This window comes from Psychrobacillus sp. NPDC096623 (genome assembly GCF_044762655.1).
Lineage (GTDB): Bacteria > Bacillota > Bacilli > Bacillales_A > Planococcaceae > Psychrobacillus.
The window spans coordinates 445,571-464,702 of the sequence record NZ_JBIWER010000001.1 but is presented as its reverse complement, the minus strand read 5'-3'; the positions used below and the strand labels follow the sequence as shown (position 1 = coordinate 464,702).

The following is a 19,132-nucleotide window of genomic DNA, read 5'->3' as shown; positions in this document are numbered from 1 at the left end:
CTATTTTGTCAACCCAATCGGCTCACCAAGCTTATAAAAATAATAGTGTAAGTACTGCATCACCAGGTGAATTAACATTGATGCTATATAATGGATGTTTAAAGTTTTTAGGTAAAGCAAAGGTTGCAATTACTGAAAATAACATTCAAGAAAAAAATCTTAATTTGCAAAAGGCGCAAAAAATTATTCAAGAGCTTATGGTGACCTTAAATATGAATATTGAAATTTCTAAGTCAATGATGCAAATGTATGAATATATGAATCATCGCCTGATTGAGGCTAATATTAAAAATGATGTTCAAGCTATTGAGGAAGTAGAAAGTTATGCTTTGGAATTTCGAGATACTTGGAAACAAGTGATTCAGATAAATCGTCAAAAACAATTTACTGGAGACCATGCGTAATGAAAGAGGTAGAAGACTTCTTAACTGTTTCAGAAAAGTTATATTCTCACTTGACTAATCTTCCCGCCGAGGAAAATAGAATAGCGTATATTGAAGAAATCAACCAGTTACTAGATGTCAGAGAAACAGCAATTCGATCTATAGGTGATGAAGATTTATCAGTAAGTTCTTTTTATGATCGCTTGGTAGTATTGGATAAAGGGATAAATCAACGCTTAGAGAAGTTCATGGCTAGTATAAAAGGAGATATAAAAGATCTTCAACAAAAGAAAAGGCATGAGAGCGCCTATTCCAATCCATACGCTGCCACACAAACACTAGATGGTATGTATTTCGATAATAAAAAATAAAAAACACCGACTTTCATCTATTTGAAAGTCGGTGTTTTTTTATGCTAATAATTGTAATACTCCTTGCGGCTGTTGGTTGGCTTGCGAAAGCATAGATTGGGCAGCCTGCATAAGTATATTCGATTTCGTAAAGTCCATCATTTCTTTAGCCATATCTGTATCGCGGATGCGAGACTCAGCTGTTGCTAAATTTTCAGAAGTATTTACTGTAGCATTGTATGCATGCTCCAGACGATTTTGAATTGCGCCTAATTTTGACCGTTCTGTTGAAATTGATTCAATAGCAGAATCAAAAACAGAAATAGTTTGCTCAGCAAATAATTTTACATCGACTGAAGATAGATTCAATGAGTCAGATGTAATCGTTGCTAAGTTTACGTTAATAGCTTGTCCGCTATTTGCCCCAATGTGAAATTTAATATCTCCATTCGCACTGATTGTAGAAGAAACAAGTGGACTTGTCCCAGTATTTCCAGTATTCGAAGACCAAACGTATTTAAAGTGATCTCCAGTAATTGCGTTGTCTGCATCAGGTATAACATCTATATCAGCTAAAGTATCACCAAGAATACTACCCGAGCCAGATAAATTTAGATTCGAAATAAATGCTGCCCCATTACTAATAAAATCAGACTTAAATTGACTCTCCGTCATACCTAATTGATCTTGTATTGTTGTAGCAAATGTATCACCAGTAGCCAGCTGTTGCATGAAGGACTTTATATCTTTACTTGGTGTTTCTGCCTGCAACAAGGAATCCAAGTATTTCGTAGCTACATAGCTTGCTGAATAAAAATGGGATGAAGATGAGCTTGTATTAATAGCATTTACAACATTTTGCGCACTTCCTAAAATAGAAAGACTGCCTTTTAATCTTTCATTAGCTCCACTTAAATATTCTGCACTTCCTTCCTTAAACCAGGTAGGGATCGAAGTCCATGTCATACCAGAAGCGGACATCATCGCATGAGCCATTTCGTGCGCTACTATACGGTCTTTTGATATCCATAAAGGAGAATCTGTTAAAAAGTCTGCTTCATCTATTGTAAGCTCCCATTTAACTCCTTTTCCAGTTCCATCCATCCAAGTTGTTACCCAAGCCACAGCTCCGCCAGGAGACTGGTTCTCATAGGATACAGTTATTTCAGTTCCATCGGGTGGTCCGATGCCAAAGGCGTTGAACACAGCATCTTCTGATGATTCAAGCATATACCTTACCAGCGAATCAGTTAACTCTTGTCTAGATGCAAGTGCAGCATCTGAAGCAACAGAACCAGTGCCACTTCCTCCTGTAGGAGGTGCTATAGTCCCGCCACCCCGTAACAGCTTCATGCCATTAAATTCCGTTCGATTAGAAATGCCATTAATCTCATCAAGGATTTGATCAACTTCCATTTGTAGAGATGCACGATCTTCCTCTGTATTCGTATCGTTCGCAGCTTGAACGGATAATTCTCTGCCTCGTTGAAGAAGGGAATGAATTTCGTTCATTGCACCTTCAGCGGTCTGTAGCAAAGAAATACTGTCTTGAATGTTCTTGCCAGCCATATTTAATCCGCGAATTTGCCCACGCATCTTCTCAGAAATTGCAAGTCCAGCAGCATCGTCGCCAGCTCGGTTGATTTTAAAACCACTAGACAGCTTTTCTAAACTTTTAGAAGTCTTACTTTGTTGTTGGGTTAATTTGTTTGCCGTATTAAGAGCTGCTAAGTTATGTTGAATTCTCATTTTTTCACCAACGTTCTATTTTATATTATGTACATGTAATATATCGGAAATCTATAAGCGTTATTTATACTGAAGATATATTAGCATATAATTTAATAATAATTTTTGCAATAATATAATAACCATAAGTTTATCCCCTTATGATTGTTTTCCCAAATGCTGTATTTCTCTATACAATCTTCTCTTCATCAAACACATACTCTTTCAATAATTTCTCCAACTTCAAGGCCTGTCCAATACTCCCGTCCACTTTAAGCTTCCCAAACATAAAAGCCGTGGTACTTTTCAAGTTTCCGGTGATCAGCTTCTTAAAATCAGCGGTGCTTAATGTACAGTCAGCTTTATGAGATAGATCGTAAGATAATGTGGCTTGATCATTATGGAAAATAAGCTGTCTGTTATTTGACTAGTCGTCTGTTAACTCAAATTGGTAACGTACATTTTCGTTATGAATCGGTGCAGGATTATCATTGATTGTTTGTACAATTAGTAACCAGACTTTCTCACTTGGCAGTTCTTTTATGCTAGGTAAAGCTGGTTCCTCCTTATGGATTCTTTTTATTCAATATTAAATTATCATCCTATATTTTGAAAAGTTTGACTAGAAGTATTGCCCGGGAAATTTAATGAAAATTATAATGTTATTAATTAGTAGAAATGGTATGATGAATTTAATAGTTAATTAGAAGGAGGTGCTATATGTTCAAGAAAGTGCTATTAGTAACAGTTTTACTAATTTCATTTACATCAACAGCCAGTGCTAATAAGTCATATGAAGTTAAAAAAGGGGACACTTTAACGAAAATAGCTAAGTCCAACAAAGTAACACTCAAAGACCTTCGCTCGTGGAATAAACTCACCAAAGATAGTATTTATATTAAACAAAAATTGTTTGTAACAAAGCCATCAGCTAAGACTAAAGCACCAACAAAAGTGATTGCTTCTAAACCTATAACTATAGGTAAGAATACCCTGAATCAGAAACCGGTGGATGTACCTATTCAAGTAAAAGAAGAAAGTCAGCTAATTAATATGCCGCTTGTGGAGCAAGCTAGGAATTTATCTATAAAGGGACAAGCTGTTTATCCTTCAATAGTAGATTTTGCAAAACGACTAGAAGGCATTCCGTATTTGTATGCAGGTAATACAATAGCCGGATTTGATTGTAGTGGATTTATCTATTTTGTACATAACCAAGCAGGTTTGAATATCTCTCGTCAGAGTAGTGAAGGCTATTTTGCGCAAAGTGCGACTGTTTCTAGTCCAGTTGTTGGAGATTTAGTTTTTTTTGAGAATACCTATAAAGAAGGAATTTCTCATATGGGAATTTACATAGGTAATAATGAATTTATACATGCAGGCTCAAAAGGTGTAGAAGTTGCAAGTTTAAATTCGGTGTATTGGAAAGAGCATTTTGTATCTTTTAAACGATTTCATATAGTTAGTTTGGAAAAATGATTGATGATGTACACAACAGGAGGACCCTTATGAAAATGACAATAGGTAAAAAAATGTGGTTTGGATTTTCGGCAATATTACTGTTATTAGTTATTTCTTCGGTAGTTGCATTCGTATCATTAGACAATAATGGAGAGAAATATCAGTTTCTATTAGATGATCGAGTTGTCAAATTAGATTTAATAAAAGAAATTGAAATTGCTCAAAAAGATACTACACGTAGTTTGTTAGATTTTTTGTTATTTAATACAGATGCTTCTAGAAAAGGTGTAGCTACGCATTTAAAAGAGGCAAGTAAGTTAGAGGAAGAATTGTCAAGTAAACTATTTTCGCCAGAAACAAAAGCATTAATGGAAGATTTACAGAAAAAAAGTGCAACTTTTGAAACTAAATCGGAAGAAATTATTGCTGCAAAACAACGTAATGATTCTACAATGGTCAATAAACATACGGCCGATGCAAAAACAATGAATGCTGATTCGTTAAAGATCTTACAAGAGATGGAACAATTTTTATTAGATGATATGGAACAAACTAGAGCAGATGTTAATAGTTTTGATGCGACTGCAAAAATGATTATTATTGTACTAGGGATTGCTAGTATTATCGCCGGAGTGGTTGTAGCATATTTTATAAGCAAAAGTATATCAAATCCAGTTAAAAAGGTTACTGCTGGCATGTCTGAAATTGCCAATGGTAACTTAGTAGTTGAGCCAATTAATATCAAAAATAAAGATGAAGTTGGAGCAATGGCGATAGCTTTCAACACGATGAGCTCAGATTTGCTACAAATTGTCACCAACGTTCGTGATTCTTCTATGCAGCTTGCGGCAAACGCAGAAGAGCTTTCTGCAAGTTCGGAGGAAAGTCTTGCTTCCTCTCAAATGGTAGCTAAATCTGCAGAAGAACAAATGGCCACTAGTGAGCAACAGGTTCGACATATGGATACTTCAGTAAATTCAATGAGTGAGTTATCACAAGGAATTGATCAAATTTCTGTTAATAACGAAGAAATGTTACAAGCAGCAGACGAAGTGACGAATCTTGTGAAAAAAGGTTCAGATGTCGTTTCTGAAGTTGCTAGTCAAATGAACAATATTCATACGACATTTAAAGATACAACGGTTATCATGCATAATATGGCAAAGCATTCGGACGAAATCCAAACTGTTACTGCCCTCATCACAGATATTTCGGAGCAAACGAATTTACTTGCCTTAAATGCGGCAATTGAGGCTGCAAGGGCTGGAGAGTATGGAAAAGGCTTCGCGGTTGTAGCAGAAGAAGTTCGAAAGCTTGCAGAGCAATCGAAAAACTCAGCATCAGAAATTGAAAACATGATACAGATGATTCAAACAGCTTCTGGGGACGCAGTCAAGGCAATTACAGTAGGCGGAGATAAAGTAGAAGATGGCCTGGCGAAAACAACTGATTCGCTTCATGTGTTTACTGAAATAGAATCGGCTGTAGGTTTAGTCGGCTCCAAAGTTGAATCCGTTTCTGCAGCAATCGAACAAATTCAAGCGATGGCTGAATCTGTTTCCGAAGGTTCGCTTGAAGTGCAACGTCTAGCCGCACAGGCTGCAGAAGGAGCTAATGACACAAGTGCTGCTACGGAAGAACAGCTCGCTGCAACAGAAGAAATTACGTCCAATGCGCAAGTTTTAGCAGATCTTGCAGAAGCTCTCCAAAATAATGTTAGTCATTTTAAAATCTAATGTAAATCTATCAATCCTATGTCTTTATTAAAGACATAGGTTTTTTTATTGATAATTTTTATTTTCTTATATGTCCAAATACCCTTCAATTATGTATAATAAAATAGTTACATAAGCATTATATAACAATAATTTATATAGGAAAAAGGAGATACATATGAAATTGTCAATTTCAAAGAAAATGTGGATTGGTTTTAGTGTGGTTTTACTATTACTAGTACTAACCAGTATTATTACTCAATTCGGAACGAAAATCTTAACGGATAGATATAAGGAATTACTAGACTATGATATAGAAAAGGTTGAACTAGTAGAAGATATTACAGTAATCCAGAAAGATATGGCTACTGCGGTATTAGAGTTTGTAATGTTTGGTAGTAGAGATTCTGTGGATAAATTCGATGCAGAAATAGAAAAAGGGTCAGTTGCAGCAAAAATTTTAATAGAAAAGGCTACTGATGCAGAATCTGTTCAGTTGTTGAAAGAACTTCAAACAGAAACAGTAAAGTTATTTGAAAACAACAACCAAATTATTGAGTTAAGATCAGCAAATAAACCATTTGAACAATATGCAGCAAAATCTACGGAAATTAATAATGAAGTACTTGCTATTTTAGCTGAATTACAACAAATTCAAGAAGAAAATATGGCAGATGCAAGAGTTGAGTTAGACAAGTTTGAAGAGAAGGCAAGGTACGGGTTAATTATTCTAACTATAGCAGCGATTATTATTGGTATTTTAATTTCTCATTTTATAGCAAAATCTATTTCTAAACCAATCCAAAAGGTGACAGCGGGAATTGAAGAAATTGCAAAGGGCAACTTAGCAGTTGAACCAATTATTATTAAGAATAGTGATGAAGTCGGTGTAATGGCGACATCATTCAATAAGATGTCGAATGATTTACTGCGAATTGTCTCTAGTGTCCGTGATTCATCGATGCAATTAGCAGCAAACGCAGAAGAGCTTTCTGCAAGTTCGGAGGAAAGTCTTGCTTCCTCTCAAATGGTAGCTAAATCTGCAGAAGAACAAATGGCCACTAGTGAACAACAGGTGCGTTATATGGAAACCTCTGTTAGTTCGATTGCTGAGTTATCACAAGGTATTGGACAAATTTCTGTGAATAACGAAGAAATGCTCCAGGCTGCAGACGTTGTGACAAATCTGGTGAAAAAAGGTTCAGATGTCGTTTCAGATGTTGCTGGTCAAATGAATAATATTCATACAACGTTTAAAGATACAACAGTTATCATGGAAAACATGGCAAAGCATTCAAACGAAATTCATACAGTTACTGCTCTCATTACAGATATTTCGGAGCAAACGAATTTACTTGCCTTGAACGCAGCAATTGAAGCAGCCCGTGCTGGTGAGTATGGAAAAGGATTCGCCGTTGTTGCAGAAGAAGTTCGTAAACTTGCAGAGCAATCAAAGAATTCTGCATCAGAAATTGAAAAAATGGTGCAAATGATTCAAACAGCCTCTGGCGATGCAGTGAAAGCGATCACTGTAGGTGGAGACAAAGTAGAGGAGGGACTTGCAAAAACAACAGATTCCCTTCAAGTATTTAATGAAATAGAAACGGCAGTTGGATCAGTTGGTTCTAAAGTGGAATCAGTTTCTGCTGCAATCGAACAAATTCAAGCGATGGCTGAATCCGTTTCCGAAGGATCGCTAGAAGTGCAGCGTTTAGCATCATTGGCTGCAGATGGAGCAAATGAAACAAGTGCAGCTACGGAAGAACAACTTGCTGCAACCGAAGAAATCTCGTCCAATGCGCAAATTTTAGCAGATTTAGCAGAAGCTCTGCAAAATAATGTTAGTCACTTTAAGATTTAAATTAAATCTATCTATCCTATGCTGTTTTATATGGCATAGGATTTTTTTTATGGGACTTTCAATAGAAACTAGTTGCGAGAAAGCTGCGTAATGTTGTGCATAACCGGAATACGTTGCGCAAACCACATTGAATGTTGCGAGAACCAAAAGCGTTGCGTAAAAGGATCAAGATGTTGAAAAAACCACCTATAATGTTGCGCATAACTGAAAAACATTGCGTAAATCACTACCAACGTTGCGTATAACCAAAAAACATTGAGCTCTAGGGATCTCCATACTAACCAAAAAATAAAAGGGAGCCCTCTATTTTTGCCTGCAACGAGGCTCTAATATTCCATAACTCGTCACAGAGTTTTTGCTGAATATCTTGTATACTTGCAGTAGGGAGTTGTTTCGGTATGTATACATTCATTATTTTCATACATGTGATTAGTGCAGTATTATCGATTGGACCATTTTTTGTTCTTTTTCCCTTATTAAATAGGATGAAAGGCAAAAGTGATGAGATGCTTGATACAGCATTAGAAGTGTTTCAAGCGGCGATTCGGCTTGTAAAACACGCTGGCCATGTATTGGTTGGTTCGGGAATACTTCTTGTGTGGCAGGGGAATTGGCCATGGACCACTTCCTGGGTCATTATGACAATTCTCGTCATGGTAAGCTCCATCGTATTTTTAGCTAAAGCATTTAAGCCGAATATTCGTGCATTCCGTGCGGGAACTATTGATTTGGATACACTGATAAAAAAATTAAGGTCTGCTGTGTGGAAATATATTTTGTTATTACTCATCATGTTATGGTTTATGGTTGCTAAGCCTAACTTATGGTAATATATAGCCCTTTCTCTTCGTTGAGAAAGGGCCTTTTATTTGTCCATTTGCGATTCTCAAAGCGGATTTTGCGTTTTGCAATGTCTAATTTGCGATTTGCCGGGTGCGACTTGCGATTACGTCATCCTAACTTGCCATTCGCACCATTCCACTTGTGATTAACCAATTTCCTCCTTTAAAATACTTAAAATCTTCCATCCCCTTATATTTTTAACAAAAAGTTCACAATTATTTTACTTTCATACAAAATGCGATATATCGCATATGTAAGCGATTACAATATAAATGAATATTCGAAAATGACTGACAATTAACAAAAAGGGTGTTGACTTGGCATTTTAAAGGCGATATGATATCAACAATATATAATTTATTGTGAGAAAATTCACAAGATATAATATTCAGAGCTGCAAAGCTAAACGCTTTAAAAGCGGAAAGTATAGGAGCGATTGATTTGAGAAGTGACATGATTAAAAAAGGCGTCGATCGCGCTCCACATAGAAGTTTGCTTTACGCAACTGGGGTCAAGACGAAAGATTTGGAGAAGCCGTTTATCGGTGTTTGTAACTCGTATATTGATATTATTCCTGGCCATATGCATTTGAATAAGTTTGCAGAGGTCGTGAAAGAAGCAATTCGTGAAGCTGGAGGAATTCCATTTGAGTTCAACACGATTGGTGTAGATGATGGAATTGCAATGGGTCACATCGGGATGAGATATTCACTTCCGAGTCGTGAGCTTATCGCAGATTCAGCTGAAACAGTCATTAATGCGCACTGGTTCGATGGAGTGTTCTACATACCGAACTGTGACAAAATTACACCAGGAATGCTTATGGCAGCTGTCAGAACAAATGTCCCATCTGTGTTTGTTTCAGGTGGTCCAATGGAAGCTGGTACTTCAGCTGACGGGAAACAACTTTCACTCACATCTGTGTTTGAAGGGGTTGGAGCTTATAAGTCAGGCGGCATGACAGCGGAGCAACTGTTAGATATTGAACAAAATGCATGTCCAACATGTGGTTCATGTTCAGGGATGTTCACAGCTAACTCCATGAACTCGTTAATGGAAATGCTAGGAATGACGCCTCCGGGTAACGGAACAATTATTGCAACTTCCGACGAACGTCATCGCCTCATAAAAGAAGCGGCGCACCATCTAGTACGTATGGTTAAAGAAGATGTGAAGCCAAGAGATTTAATAACGAAAGAAACAATCGATGATGCATTTGCGCTAGATATGGCAATGGGTGGTTCAACAAACACTGTTCTCCACACATTAGCAATTGCACACGAAGCTGAAATTGAATACGACGTGCGAGAGATCAATGAAGTCGCGAAACGTATTCCTTACTTATCGAAAATTATGCCAGCATCTGATTACTCTATGCATGATGTACATCTTGCAGGAGGAGTTAGTGCCATTATAAAAGAACTTTGTGAAATTCCTGGAGCTGTTCATCCAGATCGACTAACGATTACTGGTAAGTCACTCTATGAAAATGTGAAAGAAGCAGAAATTACGAATGATAAAGTCATACGCCGAAAAGAAAATCCATATAGTCCTGTAGGTGGGTTATCCGTACTATTCGGAAATATTGCACCTGAAGGCGGAGTTATTAAAGTCGGTGCGGTGGATCCTTCCATTAAAGAATTCACTGGCAAAGCAATTGTATTTGATTCACAAGAAGCTGCACAAGAAGCTATTGATAACGGTATCGTTCAAGCAGGTCATGTAGTGGTTATCCGCTATGAAGGTCCAAAAGGCGGACCAGGGATGCCAGAAATGCTTGCTCCAACTTCCGCAATTCAAGGTCGCGGATTAGGTACTCAGGTAGCACTAATTACAGATGGTCGTTTCTCCGGAGCGTCTCGAGGAATTTCTATCGGACATATTTCTCCAGAAGCTGCAGATGGCGGTCCGATTGCTTTAGTGCAAAATGATGATGTAATCGCTATTGATTTAACAAATAGAACGATAGATTTACAAGTTAGCGATGAGGAATTAGCTTCCAGACAAGCGAACTTACAGCCATTTGAACCAAAGATTAAAAAAGGTTATCTAGCAAGATATTCAAAACTAGTAACATCAGCAAGTACTGGTGGAGTAATGAAAATCTAATCGAAACATAGAAAATTTATAAAAAAATACTTAAATCATTGATGAGGCAAAAGTTAAAGGAACCTTGTATTTACAGAGAGTCGGTGGGCTGGGAACCGGCAATACAACCTTTAGCGACATCCCCTCGGAGTGAAGTGTTGAACGGGAAACCTTTTAGATACTTCCGGGTGTAGTTTAGCTACTCTCGTTATAAATGGATGGTGGGCGACTTGCCTGCTGTCTGCGAGGTAGCGGTTGCGCTACGAACTAGGGTGGTACCATGAAAAGAATTTCATCCCTATACAAAAGAACGAAGGTTTCTTTGTGTGGGGTGAAATTCTTTTCTTTTTATAAATTAGACTTTAATGATGTAAATCACTAAGGCGGACAAATTTTTAAGTAAACTGGACGATTTGATTCAAAAGGAGGAATTAATGATGAAGTTAACCGTTGAGGAAACTGAGCGAGTTTATGAAGAGCCTGTAACCGCTGAGGCTCCAATGCAATTGAATGGTGCAGATGTCTTTATCGAAACGTTGAAGCAGCATCAGGTAGAAGTAATATTTGGTTATCCAGGTGGTGCGGTTTTACCTATTTATGATGCATTGTACAAAAATCCGATTAAGCATATTCTTGCAAGACATGAGCAGGGAGCTATTCACGCAGCAGAAGGGTATGCACGTGTTTCTGGAAAGGTTGGGGTAGTAATTGCCACTTCTGGACCGGGTGCTACAAATTTAGTTACAGGCATAGCCGATGCGATGATGGATTCAATCCCACTTGTCGTATTTACAGGGCAGGTTGCTACAACGGTGATTGGTACAGATGCATTCCAAGAAGCAGATATTATCGGCATCACGCAGCCAATTACAAAACATAATTACCAAGTAAAAGATGTAGCTGATTTCCCAAGAATCATTAACGAAGCTTTTCATATTGCTTCTACAGGTCGTCCAGGACCAGTTGTCGTAGATATACCTAAAAATATGGCTACGGGAATGTTCGTAACGCCTAAGGAAGAAACGCAGGAAGTTAATCTTCCAGGGTACCAACCAACGACAAAACCGAACTTTTTACAAATTCAAAAAGCAGCGCAAGCTATTTCTACTGCCAAGCAGCCGTTGATCCTTGCAGGAGCAGGTGTTTTATTCGCAAAGGCATCAGACGAATTAGTTGCATTTGCAACAAAATATCAAATACCTGTAACGAATACACTTCTTGGACTGGGAGGGATCGAAGGAAATCATCCACTTTTCCTAGGAATGGCAGGCATGCATGGGACTTATACAGCGAATATGGCAATCCAAACATGTGATTTGCTTATCAATGTAGGTGCTAGATTCGATGACCGATTAACAGGAAACTTAAATTACTTTGCACCGAACGCAAAAGTAGTTCATATAGACATTGATCCAGCTGAGATTGGAAAAAATGTACCGACAGAAATTCCAATCGTAGCGGATGCAAAAGAAGCGCTCGAAGCATTGCTTACGCACGGTGCACCAAATGGTAATACAGCAGCTTGGCTGGAGAGCTTGAATATTTCCAAAGAGCAATATCCATTCCATTATCAAGCAAGCGAGGAACGTGGGTTGCTTCCACAGCAAGTTTTAGAGCTAGTACATGAGTATACAAATGGAGATGCGGTTGTTACGACTGACGTTGGACAGCATCAAATGTGGACAGCACAATACTACAAGTTCAACAAGCCGCATAACTGGGTAACTTCTGGTGGACTTGGAACGATGGGATTTGGTTTCCCAGCAGCAATTGGGGCACAGTTAGCGAAACCTGACGCAAAGGTAATTTCAATTGTTGGTGATGCAGGTTTCCAAATGACGTTACAGGAGTTATCACTTTTACAAGAGCTAAGAATTCCAGTAAAAGTAATTATCTTAAATAACCAAGCACTTGGCATGGTACGCCAGTGGCAGGAAGCATTCCACGGTGAAAGATTCTCGCAATCACTAATTCCGGTTCAACCAGATTTCGTTAAACTAGCAGCAGCCTACGACATTAAGGGCATTAAGATCGAAACGTTCGAAGATGCGAAGGTGCAATTAAAAGAAGCATTAGAATCCGATGAGCCAGTATTAATCGATTGCCGAGTAGTGCAAAAAGAATGTGTCTATCCAATGGTAGTTCCAGGTACAGCACTGCATGAAATGATTGGAGTGAAGCCAGAATGAAACGAATCATAACTGTTACCGTGATCAATCAAAGCGGAGTTCTTAACCGTGTTACTGGTCTTCTCATGAAGCGTCAGTTCAACATAGAAAGCATCACAGTAGGTCATACAGAAAATCCTGAAATATCTAAAATGACATTTGTCGTAAATGTTGCGGATGAACAAAAGCTTGAGCAGCTATTAAAGCAACTGCAAAAACAAGTAGATGTGTTGAAGGTAAATGATATTACTGAAAAACAAATTGTCGTAAGAGAGCTGGCGCTCGTGAAAGTCGTGTCGCCTCCAGCTGTAAGAGCAGAGGTTAATAGCATCATCGAACCTTTCCGAGCTTCCATTATTGATACAGGGAAAAATGTTGTCACATTCCAAGTTACAGGCAGCCCTGAAAAAATTGATGCATTTATCGATTTGATTAAACCCTATGGCATTAAAGAGTTGACTAGAACAGGCGTAACTGCATTTGTTCGTGAGACACAAAAGGTTAACACACCACAGCTATCCATTTTAAAATAATAAAAAAAACCCAAATTCAAGGAGGAAATTACAATGGCTAAAATGTATTATAACGGAGATATCAACGAAGGACTTTTACAGGACAAAAAAATCGCAATCATCGGGTACGGATCTCAAGGTCACGCACACGCACTAAACCTAAAGGATTCAGGATTTGATGTAGTAGTAGGTATTCGTGCAGGTAAATCATTCGACCAAGCAAAAGAAGATGGTCTTGAAGTATATTCGGTAAAAGAAGCAGCTGAAAAAGCAGATGTTATCATGATTTTATTGCCAGATGAAAGACAAAAAGCAGTGTATGAAGCGGAGATCCAACCTTCATTGACAGCTGGTAAGACACTTGTATTCGCTCATGGCTTCAACGTACATTTTGGTCAAATTGTTCCTCCAGCAGATGTGGATGTATTCCTAGTAGCACCAAAAGGTCCTGGTCATTTAGTGCGTAGAACATTCGAAGCTGGAGCAGGAGTACCAGGATTATTCGCTGTTTATCAAGATGCGACTGGTCAGGCAAAAGATCTAGCACTTGCTTATGCAAAAGGAATCGGAGCTGCTCGTGCAGGCGTTCTAGAAACAACATTCAAAGAAGAAACAGAAACAGATCTATTCGGTGAGCAAGCGGTACTTTGTGGTAGTACAACGGCAATCGTTAAAGCAGGTTTCGAAACATTAGTAGAAGCAGGTTATCAACCAGAGCTTGCTTACTTTGAAACATTGCACGAATTAAAACTAATTGTTGACCTAATGTACGAAGGAGGAATGGCTACAATGCGTTCTTCTATCTCAGATACAGCTGAGTGGGGAGATTTCGTGTCTGGACCACGTATCATTGACTCATCTGTAAAAGATCGTATGAAAGACGTATTAACAGACATTCAAGACGGTACATTCGCAAGAGAATGGATTAAAGAGAACGAAACAGATCGTCCAAAATATAACGCTATTAAACAAGCAGAATCTGAGCACCAAATCGAAGTAGTTGGAGCAAAATTACGTGAAATGATGCCTTTCATCAATGAAGGGAAAAAAGTCAAGAAAGAAGTGGTGACTAGTGCGCAAAATTGACATTTTTGACACAACGCTACGTGATGGCGAACAATCAGCTGGTATTAATCTAAATACGAAAGAAAAAGTAGAAATTGCTCGTCAACTTGAAAAGTACGGTGTTTCCATTATTGAAGCAGGATTTCCTGCTTCATCACCTGGGGACTTCGAGGCGGTAAAACTTATTGCAGATACTGTGAAAAATTCAGTCGTTACTGGTCTGGCTCGTGCGATCAAAAGTGATATTGAAACTTCATGGGAGGCGTTAAAAGGTGGCGTGCAACCGCATCTGCACACATTTATCGCAACATCTCCAATTCATATGCAATATAAGTTAAATAAAACACCAGAGCAAGTGATTGAAATTGCAGTTGAATCTGTGAAGCTAGCGAAAAAATATTTTCCACTTGTACAATGGTCAGCTGAAGATGCAACTCGCTCAGACAAGGATTTCCTTGTCCGTATTATGAATGAAGTAATTAAAGCAGGCGCAACAACGATCAATATTCCAGATACAGTAGGCTATGCAACCCCTATTGAATATGGAGCTCTATTCAAATACTTAAGTGAAAACGTAACAGGTATCGAAAAAGTGAAATTATCTGCTCATTGTCATGATGACTTAGGAATGGCTGTTGCCAATACTTTGGCAGCTATCGAAAATGGAGCGACGCAAGTAGAAGGTACGATCAATGGTATCGGTGAACGTGCGGGTAATGCAGCACTTGAGGAAGTAGCTGTTGCACTACATATTCGAAGTGATTATTACCAAGCCGATTCCGGTATTTTATTGAAAGAAACGAAACGTACTAGCCAGTTGGTTAGTCAGCTGACAGGCGTTGTTATTCAGCCGAATAAAGCGGTTGTTGGAAAAAATGCATTTGCACATGAATCTGGTATTCACCAAGATGGCATGCTGAAAAATCCGGAAACGTATGAAATTATTACCCCGGATTTAATCGGGGATGTAGCGACTGAGCTTGTCCTTGGAAAACACTCTGGCCGTCATGCATTCTTCTCGAGAGCAACGGAAATGGGCTTCCAATTAAGCGATGAAAAGTTAAATGAAGCGTTTGTAGCATTTAAGAAATTAGCAGACCGTAAGAAAGAAATTACGGAAGAGGATTTATTTGTTTTATTGACTGATCAACAAGTGAAAAGTGGAGAAGTGGAAGTGTATGAATTAGAGGAATTAATCGTCCACTATGAAAACAATGTCCCAACATCTACTATCACAGTAAAAGTACCATCTGGTGAGAGCGTAGTGGAAACTTGTCCTGGATCTGGTGCAGTAGAAGCAATTTTCAATACACTTGAAAAAATAGTTAACGGCGAGGTTCGTATTTTAGACTATCGTGTTTCCTCTGTATCTAAAGGACGCGATGCACTTGGTGAAGCAGTTATCAACTTAACCTTCAACGGAAAAACAACATCTGGTCGAAATGCTTCTCAGGATGTACTGAAAGCATCGGCAAGAGCTTATATCAATGCTATCAATCGTCAATTAGTAAATGTACAAATAAGAGAACAAGCGGCAGTAGGACAATAATTAAGTGATTGTAGTGAATGGCGGCGACTCCAGCGGGAGCAGCACGAGCTGAAAGCCCCGCAGGAAAGATATTAGACGAACTTTGTTGGACTAATATCTTTGCGACGAGTGACCGCAGGAGCATATGTTTTCGTAGTGACGAGGAGATTGAAGACGTGCCCGTGGAAAGCGTCCGCCTGGAACAGAAATCAATGACATTTTTAAATAAAATCAATAAAAAAATGGGAGTGAATGAGATGGAAAAAACGATAACGGTATTACCGGGAGATGGAATCGGTCCAGAAGTAACAGAAGCAGCAGTAAAGGTGCTTCAAGCCATTGCAAAACGTTATAACCATACGTTCAACTTGCAATACGGATTGATCGGTGGAGCTGCGATTGATGCCAGTGAAAACCCACTTCCAGAAGAAACTATAAATGCATGTAGTCAAAGTGATGCCATCCTTTTAGGCGCAGTGGGTGGGCCAAAGTGGGATCAAAATCCATCTCATTTACGCCCGGAAAAAGGGTTGCTAGCTATTCGTAAGCATTTTGGTTTGTATGCGAATATTCGTCCAGTAAAAGCAATTTCTGCATTACTAGAAGCTTCTCCTCTGAAAAAGGAAGTAGCAGAATCAGTGGATTTAGTTATAGTTCGCGAATTAACAGGTGGTCTATATTTTGCTGAGCCACGGAAGAAAACAAATGATTACGCATTAGATACTTTGGTTTATACACGTCCAGAAATTGAGCGAATTGTAGATACTGCTTTCCAATTAGCAAGAAGCCGTCGTGGCAAGCTTGCTTCTGTGGATAAAGCAAATGTATTGGATTCTAGTAAGTTATGGCGTCAAATCGTTGAAGAGAAAAAACAAGGCTATCCAGATGTAGAAGTAGAGCATATGCTTGTGGACTCAACAGCGATGAAGCTGATTACGAAACCAGATTCATTTGACGTAATTGTAACGGAAAATATGTTTGGGGATATTTTAAGTGATGAGGCCTCCGTAATTACTGGTTCTTTAGGGATGCTACCATCTGCAAGTACACGAGAGGATGGTTTTGGTTTATATGAACCAGTCCATGGCTCTGCTCCTGATATTGCTGGACAAAATAAAGCTAATCCAGCTGCAACTATTCTTTCAGCAGCTATGATGCTACGTGAAGCGTTTCAAATGGAAACAGAAGCGGCAGCTATTGAAGAAGCCGTATTTAATGTTTTAAATGATGGGAATTTCACAGGTGACCTTCAGATGAAAGGGAAACGAGTACTTTCTACTACTGAATGGACAGCTAAAGTAATTGAAGAATTAGACTCAGAATTTGTATCAGATAGTATTATGTTTTCTTATGTCTAACCAAAAGGAGAGGGACTAAATGGCAAAAACGATTATTGAGAAAATTTGGGATGAACATATTGTGTACGAGGAAGAAGGTAAACCAGACCTTCTCTATATCGATTTACACTTAATCCATGAAGTGACATCTCCCCAAGCCTTTGAAGGGTTACGACTAAACAATCGGAAGGTTCGTCGACCAGATCTTTGTTATGCAACAATGGATCACAACGTTCCAACTCGAAACAGAGAGCAGATTAAAGATGTTATCGCTCGAAAGCAAATCTCTACACTTCAACAAAACTGTGAAGAATTCGGTGTTCCACTTGCCAATATGGATCATCCAGACCAAGGAATTGTGCATATTATCGGACCGGAGCTTGGCTTAACGCAGCCTGGTAAAACAATTGTTTGTGGGGACAGTCACACCTCGACACACGGTGCTTTTGGTGCAATTGCTTTTGGTATCGGAACTAGTGAAGTAGAGCATGTTCTTTCTACCCAAACGCTTTGGCAGGCTAAACCGAAAACAATGCAAATTAAAGTGACAGGTGAGCTTGGCTATGGAGTAGCTGCAAAAGATATTATTTTAGCAATCATTTCGAAGTTTGGTATCGATATGGGTACAGGGTACATCGTGGAATATACTGGTGAAGCAATTCGTAAGCTATCTATGGAAGAGCGCATGACCATTTGTAATATGTCGATTGAAGCAGGAGCTCGCGCAGGTTTGATTAGCCCAGATGAGACTACTGTTGAATTCCTTAGAGGTCGTGAGCATGTGCCTTCAGGGGAAGCTTTTGAAAAAGAAGCAGCACGTTGGTTGGCACTAGCAACTGACGAGGGTGCTGTTTATGATAAAACGGTAGAGATATCTACAGACGAAATCGAACCATTCGTCACATGGGGGACAAATCCTTCCATGGGTTCAGGCGTATCACAAAATATTCCGTTCACTTCCGATTTTGCGGAAGCAAGTGACCAGCAAGCACATGAAAAAGCACTTGCATATATGGGCTTGGAACAGGGAATACCTTTAGAAGATATAGCAATAACCAATGTATTTATCGGATCTTGTACAAATGCACGTTTGAGTGATCTTCGCACAGCAGCGAACGTAATTGCTGGTCGCAAAGTACATCCAACTGTAAAAGCAATTGTCGTTCCAGGATCTCAAACGGTTAAGAAACAAGCAGAGCAAGAAGGTATTGACCAAGTATTCCTTGAAGCAGGATTTGAATGGCGCGAATCTGGATGTAGTATGTGTCTAGCGATGAATGATGATATCGTTCCGGCAGGAGAGCATTGTGCATCTACTTCTAACCGAAACTTTGAAGGTCGCCAAGGAGTTGGTTCCAAAACACATTTAATGAGCCCAGCCATGGCAGCAGCTGCTGCGATCGAAGGTCATATTGTGGATATTCGAAAATTCGGACTGGTAAATGTTTAAGAAGGAGGAAAACCAATGGAGCCTATCAATGAAATAAACAGTGTCATAACACCTTTGAATCAAAAAAATGTCGACACGGATCAAATAATCTCAAAGGAATTTTTAAAGCGTATTGAACGCACAGGATTCGGTAAATACCTATTTTACCACTGGCGCTTCGATGCAACTGGCGAGCCAAATAAGAACTTCGTATTAAATGATGAGCGTTATAAAGATTCTACTATTTTAGTGGCACATGACAACTTTGGCTGCGGCTCCTCCCGAGAGCATGCTCCTTGGTCCATTTTGGATTATGGTTTTCGAGTAGTCATTGCACCAAGTTTTGCGGATATCTTCTATAATAATTGCATGAAAAACGGAATTTTACCGATTAAGCTATCGGTGGAAGAAGTGGAAACATTATTAAGCAAAGAAGTATATAACGTAGCAGTTAATCTAGAAGCACAAACGGTAACAGGTGCGGACGGTGTCGTTTATTCATTTGACATTGATCCGTACCAAAAGAAAATGCTTCTAAATGGATGGGACGAAATTTCATTAACCTTCCAATACGAAGATAAAATTAAAGCTTATGAAGAAAAAGTAGCGCAAGCATAAATAAGGATAAATAGAGCTTCAAAAAACAGCTAATTAGGAGATGGTT

16 protein-coding genes are annotated in these 19,132 nt (G+C 38.8%); 14 read left to right on the top strand and 2 right to left on the bottom strand.

Going from position 1 to position 19,132, the window contains the following annotated elements:
- Positions 1-5 precede the first annotated feature (5 nt).
- Positions 6-404 carry a flagellar export chaperone FliS gene (gene fliS / locus ACIQX2_RS02265; protein ID WP_402846532.1) on the top strand — a complete coding sequence of 133 codons (399 nt, stop codon included), beginning with the start codon at positions 6-8 and terminating at the stop codon, positions 402-404.
- On the top strand, positions 404-754 hold the full coding sequence (gene fliT, locus ACIQX2_RS02260) for a flagellar protein FliT (RefSeq protein WP_402846530.1): 351 nt from the start codon (positions 404-406) through the stop codon (positions 752-754). Before fliS ends, fliT begins: the two co-directional genes overlap by 1 nt.
- A gap of 39 nt (positions 755-793) precedes the next feature.
- On the opposite strand, the gene ACIQX2_RS02255 is transcribed toward fliT, so the two are convergent.
- Complete coding sequence (locus ACIQX2_RS02255) at positions 794-2,482, bottom strand: flagellinolysin (protein WP_483880194.1); 1,689 nt, start codon at positions 2,480-2,482, stop codon at positions 794-796.
- A 169-nt stretch (positions 2,483-2,651) separates the two neighbouring features.
- On the bottom strand, positions 2,652-2,870 hold the full coding sequence (locus tag ACIQX2_RS02245) for an SCP2 sterol-binding domain-containing protein (protein ID WP_402847475.1): 219 nt from the start codon (positions 2,868-2,870) through the stop codon (positions 2,652-2,654).
- A 311-nt stretch (positions 2,871-3,181) separates the two neighbouring features.
- On the opposite strand from ACIQX2_RS02245, the gene ACIQX2_RS02240 reads away from it, so the two are divergent.
- From ACIQX2_RS02240 to leuD, 12 genes are all read left to right on the top strand, one after another.
- Positions 3,182-3,940 carry a C40 family peptidase gene (locus ACIQX2_RS02240; protein ID WP_402846528.1) on the top strand — a complete coding sequence of 253 codons (759 nt, stop codon included), beginning with the start codon at positions 3,182-3,184 and terminating at the stop codon, positions 3,938-3,940.
- 29 nt (positions 3,941-3,969) lie between these two features.
- Complete coding sequence (locus tag ACIQX2_RS02235) at positions 3,970-5,658, top strand: methyl-accepting chemotaxis protein (protein WP_402846526.1); 1,689 nt, start codon at positions 3,970-3,972, stop codon at positions 5,656-5,658.
- Between the two features lie 157 nt (positions 5,659-5,815).
- Positions 5,816-7,498 (top strand): methyl-accepting chemotaxis protein, encoded by a 1,683-nt coding sequence (locus ACIQX2_RS02230; RefSeq protein ID WP_402846524.1) that lies wholly within the window; start codon positions 5,816-5,818, stop codon positions 7,496-7,498.
- Positions 7,499-7,896: 398 nt separating this feature from the next.
- Positions 7,897-8,328 (top strand): hypothetical protein, encoded by a 432-nt coding sequence (locus ACIQX2_RS02225; protein ID WP_402846522.1) that lies wholly within the window; start codon positions 7,897-7,899, stop codon positions 8,326-8,328.
- Positions 8,329-8,782: 454 nt separating this feature from the next.
- Positions 8,783-10,450 (top strand): dihydroxy-acid dehydratase, encoded by a 1,668-nt coding sequence (ilvD, locus tag ACIQX2_RS02220; protein WP_402846520.1) that lies wholly within the window; start codon positions 8,783-8,785, stop codon positions 10,448-10,450.
- A 413-nt stretch (positions 10,451-10,863) separates the two neighbouring features.
- On the top strand, positions 10,864-12,618 hold the full coding sequence (gene ilvB, locus ACIQX2_RS02215) for an acetolactate synthase large subunit (RefSeq protein WP_402846518.1): 1,755 nt from the start codon (positions 10,864-10,866) through the stop codon (positions 12,616-12,618).
- Positions 12,615-13,130: an acetolactate synthase small subunit gene (ilvN, locus tag ACIQX2_RS02210; protein ID WP_402846516.1), complete on the top strand. Its 516-nt coding sequence runs from the start codon at positions 12,615-12,617 to the stop codon at positions 13,128-13,130. The genes ilvB and ilvN overlap by 4 nt, the downstream gene beginning before the upstream one ends.
- Before the next feature lie 33 nt (positions 13,131-13,163).
- Positions 13,164-14,195, top strand: a complete 1,032-nt coding sequence (ilvC, locus tag ACIQX2_RS02205; RefSeq protein ID WP_402846514.1) for a ketol-acid reductoisomerase — start codon at positions 13,164-13,166, stop codon at positions 14,193-14,195.
- Positions 14,182-15,723 (top strand): 2-isopropylmalate synthase, encoded by a 1,542-nt coding sequence (locus ACIQX2_RS02200; RefSeq protein WP_402846513.1) that lies wholly within the window; start codon positions 14,182-14,184, stop codon positions 15,721-15,723. Before ilvC ends, ACIQX2_RS02200 begins: the two co-directional genes overlap by 14 nt.
- 236 nt (positions 15,724-15,959) lie before the next feature.
- Complete coding sequence (gene leuB / locus ACIQX2_RS02195) at positions 15,960-17,060, top strand: 3-isopropylmalate dehydrogenase (RefSeq protein WP_402846511.1); 1,101 nt, start codon at positions 15,960-15,962, stop codon at positions 17,058-17,060.
- 19 nt (positions 17,061-17,079) lie between these two features.
- Positions 17,080-18,489 (top strand): 3-isopropylmalate dehydratase large subunit, encoded by a 1,410-nt coding sequence (gene leuC / locus ACIQX2_RS02190; RefSeq protein ID WP_402846509.1) that lies wholly within the window; start codon positions 17,080-17,082, stop codon positions 18,487-18,489.
- A gap of 15 nt (positions 18,490-18,504) precedes the next feature.
- Complete coding sequence (leuD, locus tag ACIQX2_RS02185; RefSeq protein WP_402846507.1) at positions 18,505-19,086, top strand: 3-isopropylmalate dehydratase small subunit; 582 nt, start codon at positions 18,505-18,507, stop codon at positions 19,084-19,086.
- Positions 19,087-19,132: the final 46 nt, after the last annotated feature.

Coding starts and splice junctions, on each gene's coding strand:
- fliT (WP_402846530.1), top strand. CDS start 404: ATGAAAGAGGTAGAAGACTTCTTAACTGTTTCAGAAAAGTTATATTCT.
- ACIQX2_RS02255 (WP_483880194.1), bottom strand. CDS start 2,482: ATGAGAATTCAACATAACTTAGCAGCTCTTAATACGGCAAACAAATTA.
- ACIQX2_RS02240 (WP_402846528.1), top strand. CDS start 3,182: ATGTTCAAGAAAGTGCTATTAGTAACAGTTTTACTAATTTCATTTACA.
- ACIQX2_RS02235 (WP_402846526.1), top strand. CDS start 3,970: ATGAAAATGACAATAGGTAAAAAAATGTGGTTTGGATTTTCGGCAATA.
- ACIQX2_RS02230 (WP_402846524.1), top strand. CDS start 5,816: ATGAAATTGTCAATTTCAAAGAAAATGTGGATTGGTTTTAGTGTGGTT.
- ACIQX2_RS02225 (WP_402846522.1), top strand. CDS start 7,897: ATGTATACATTCATTATTTTCATACATGTGATTAGTGCAGTATTATCG.
- ilvB (WP_402846518.1), top strand. CDS start 10,864: ATGATGAAGTTAACCGTTGAGGAAACTGAGCGAGTTTATGAAGAGCCT.
- ilvN (WP_402846516.1), top strand. CDS start 12,615: ATGAAACGAATCATAACTGTTACCGTGATCAATCAAAGCGGAGTTCTT.
- ilvC (WP_402846514.1), top strand. CDS start 13,164: ATGGCTAAAATGTATTATAACGGAGATATCAACGAAGGACTTTTACAG.
- leuB (WP_402846511.1), top strand. CDS start 15,960: ATGGAAAAAACGATAACGGTATTACCGGGAGATGGAATCGGTCCAGAA.
- leuC (WP_402846509.1), top strand. CDS start 17,080: ATGGCAAAAACGATTATTGAGAAAATTTGGGATGAACATATTGTGTAC.
- leuD (WP_402846507.1), top strand. CDS start 18,505: ATGGAGCCTATCAATGAAATAAACAGTGTCATAACACCTTTGAATCAA.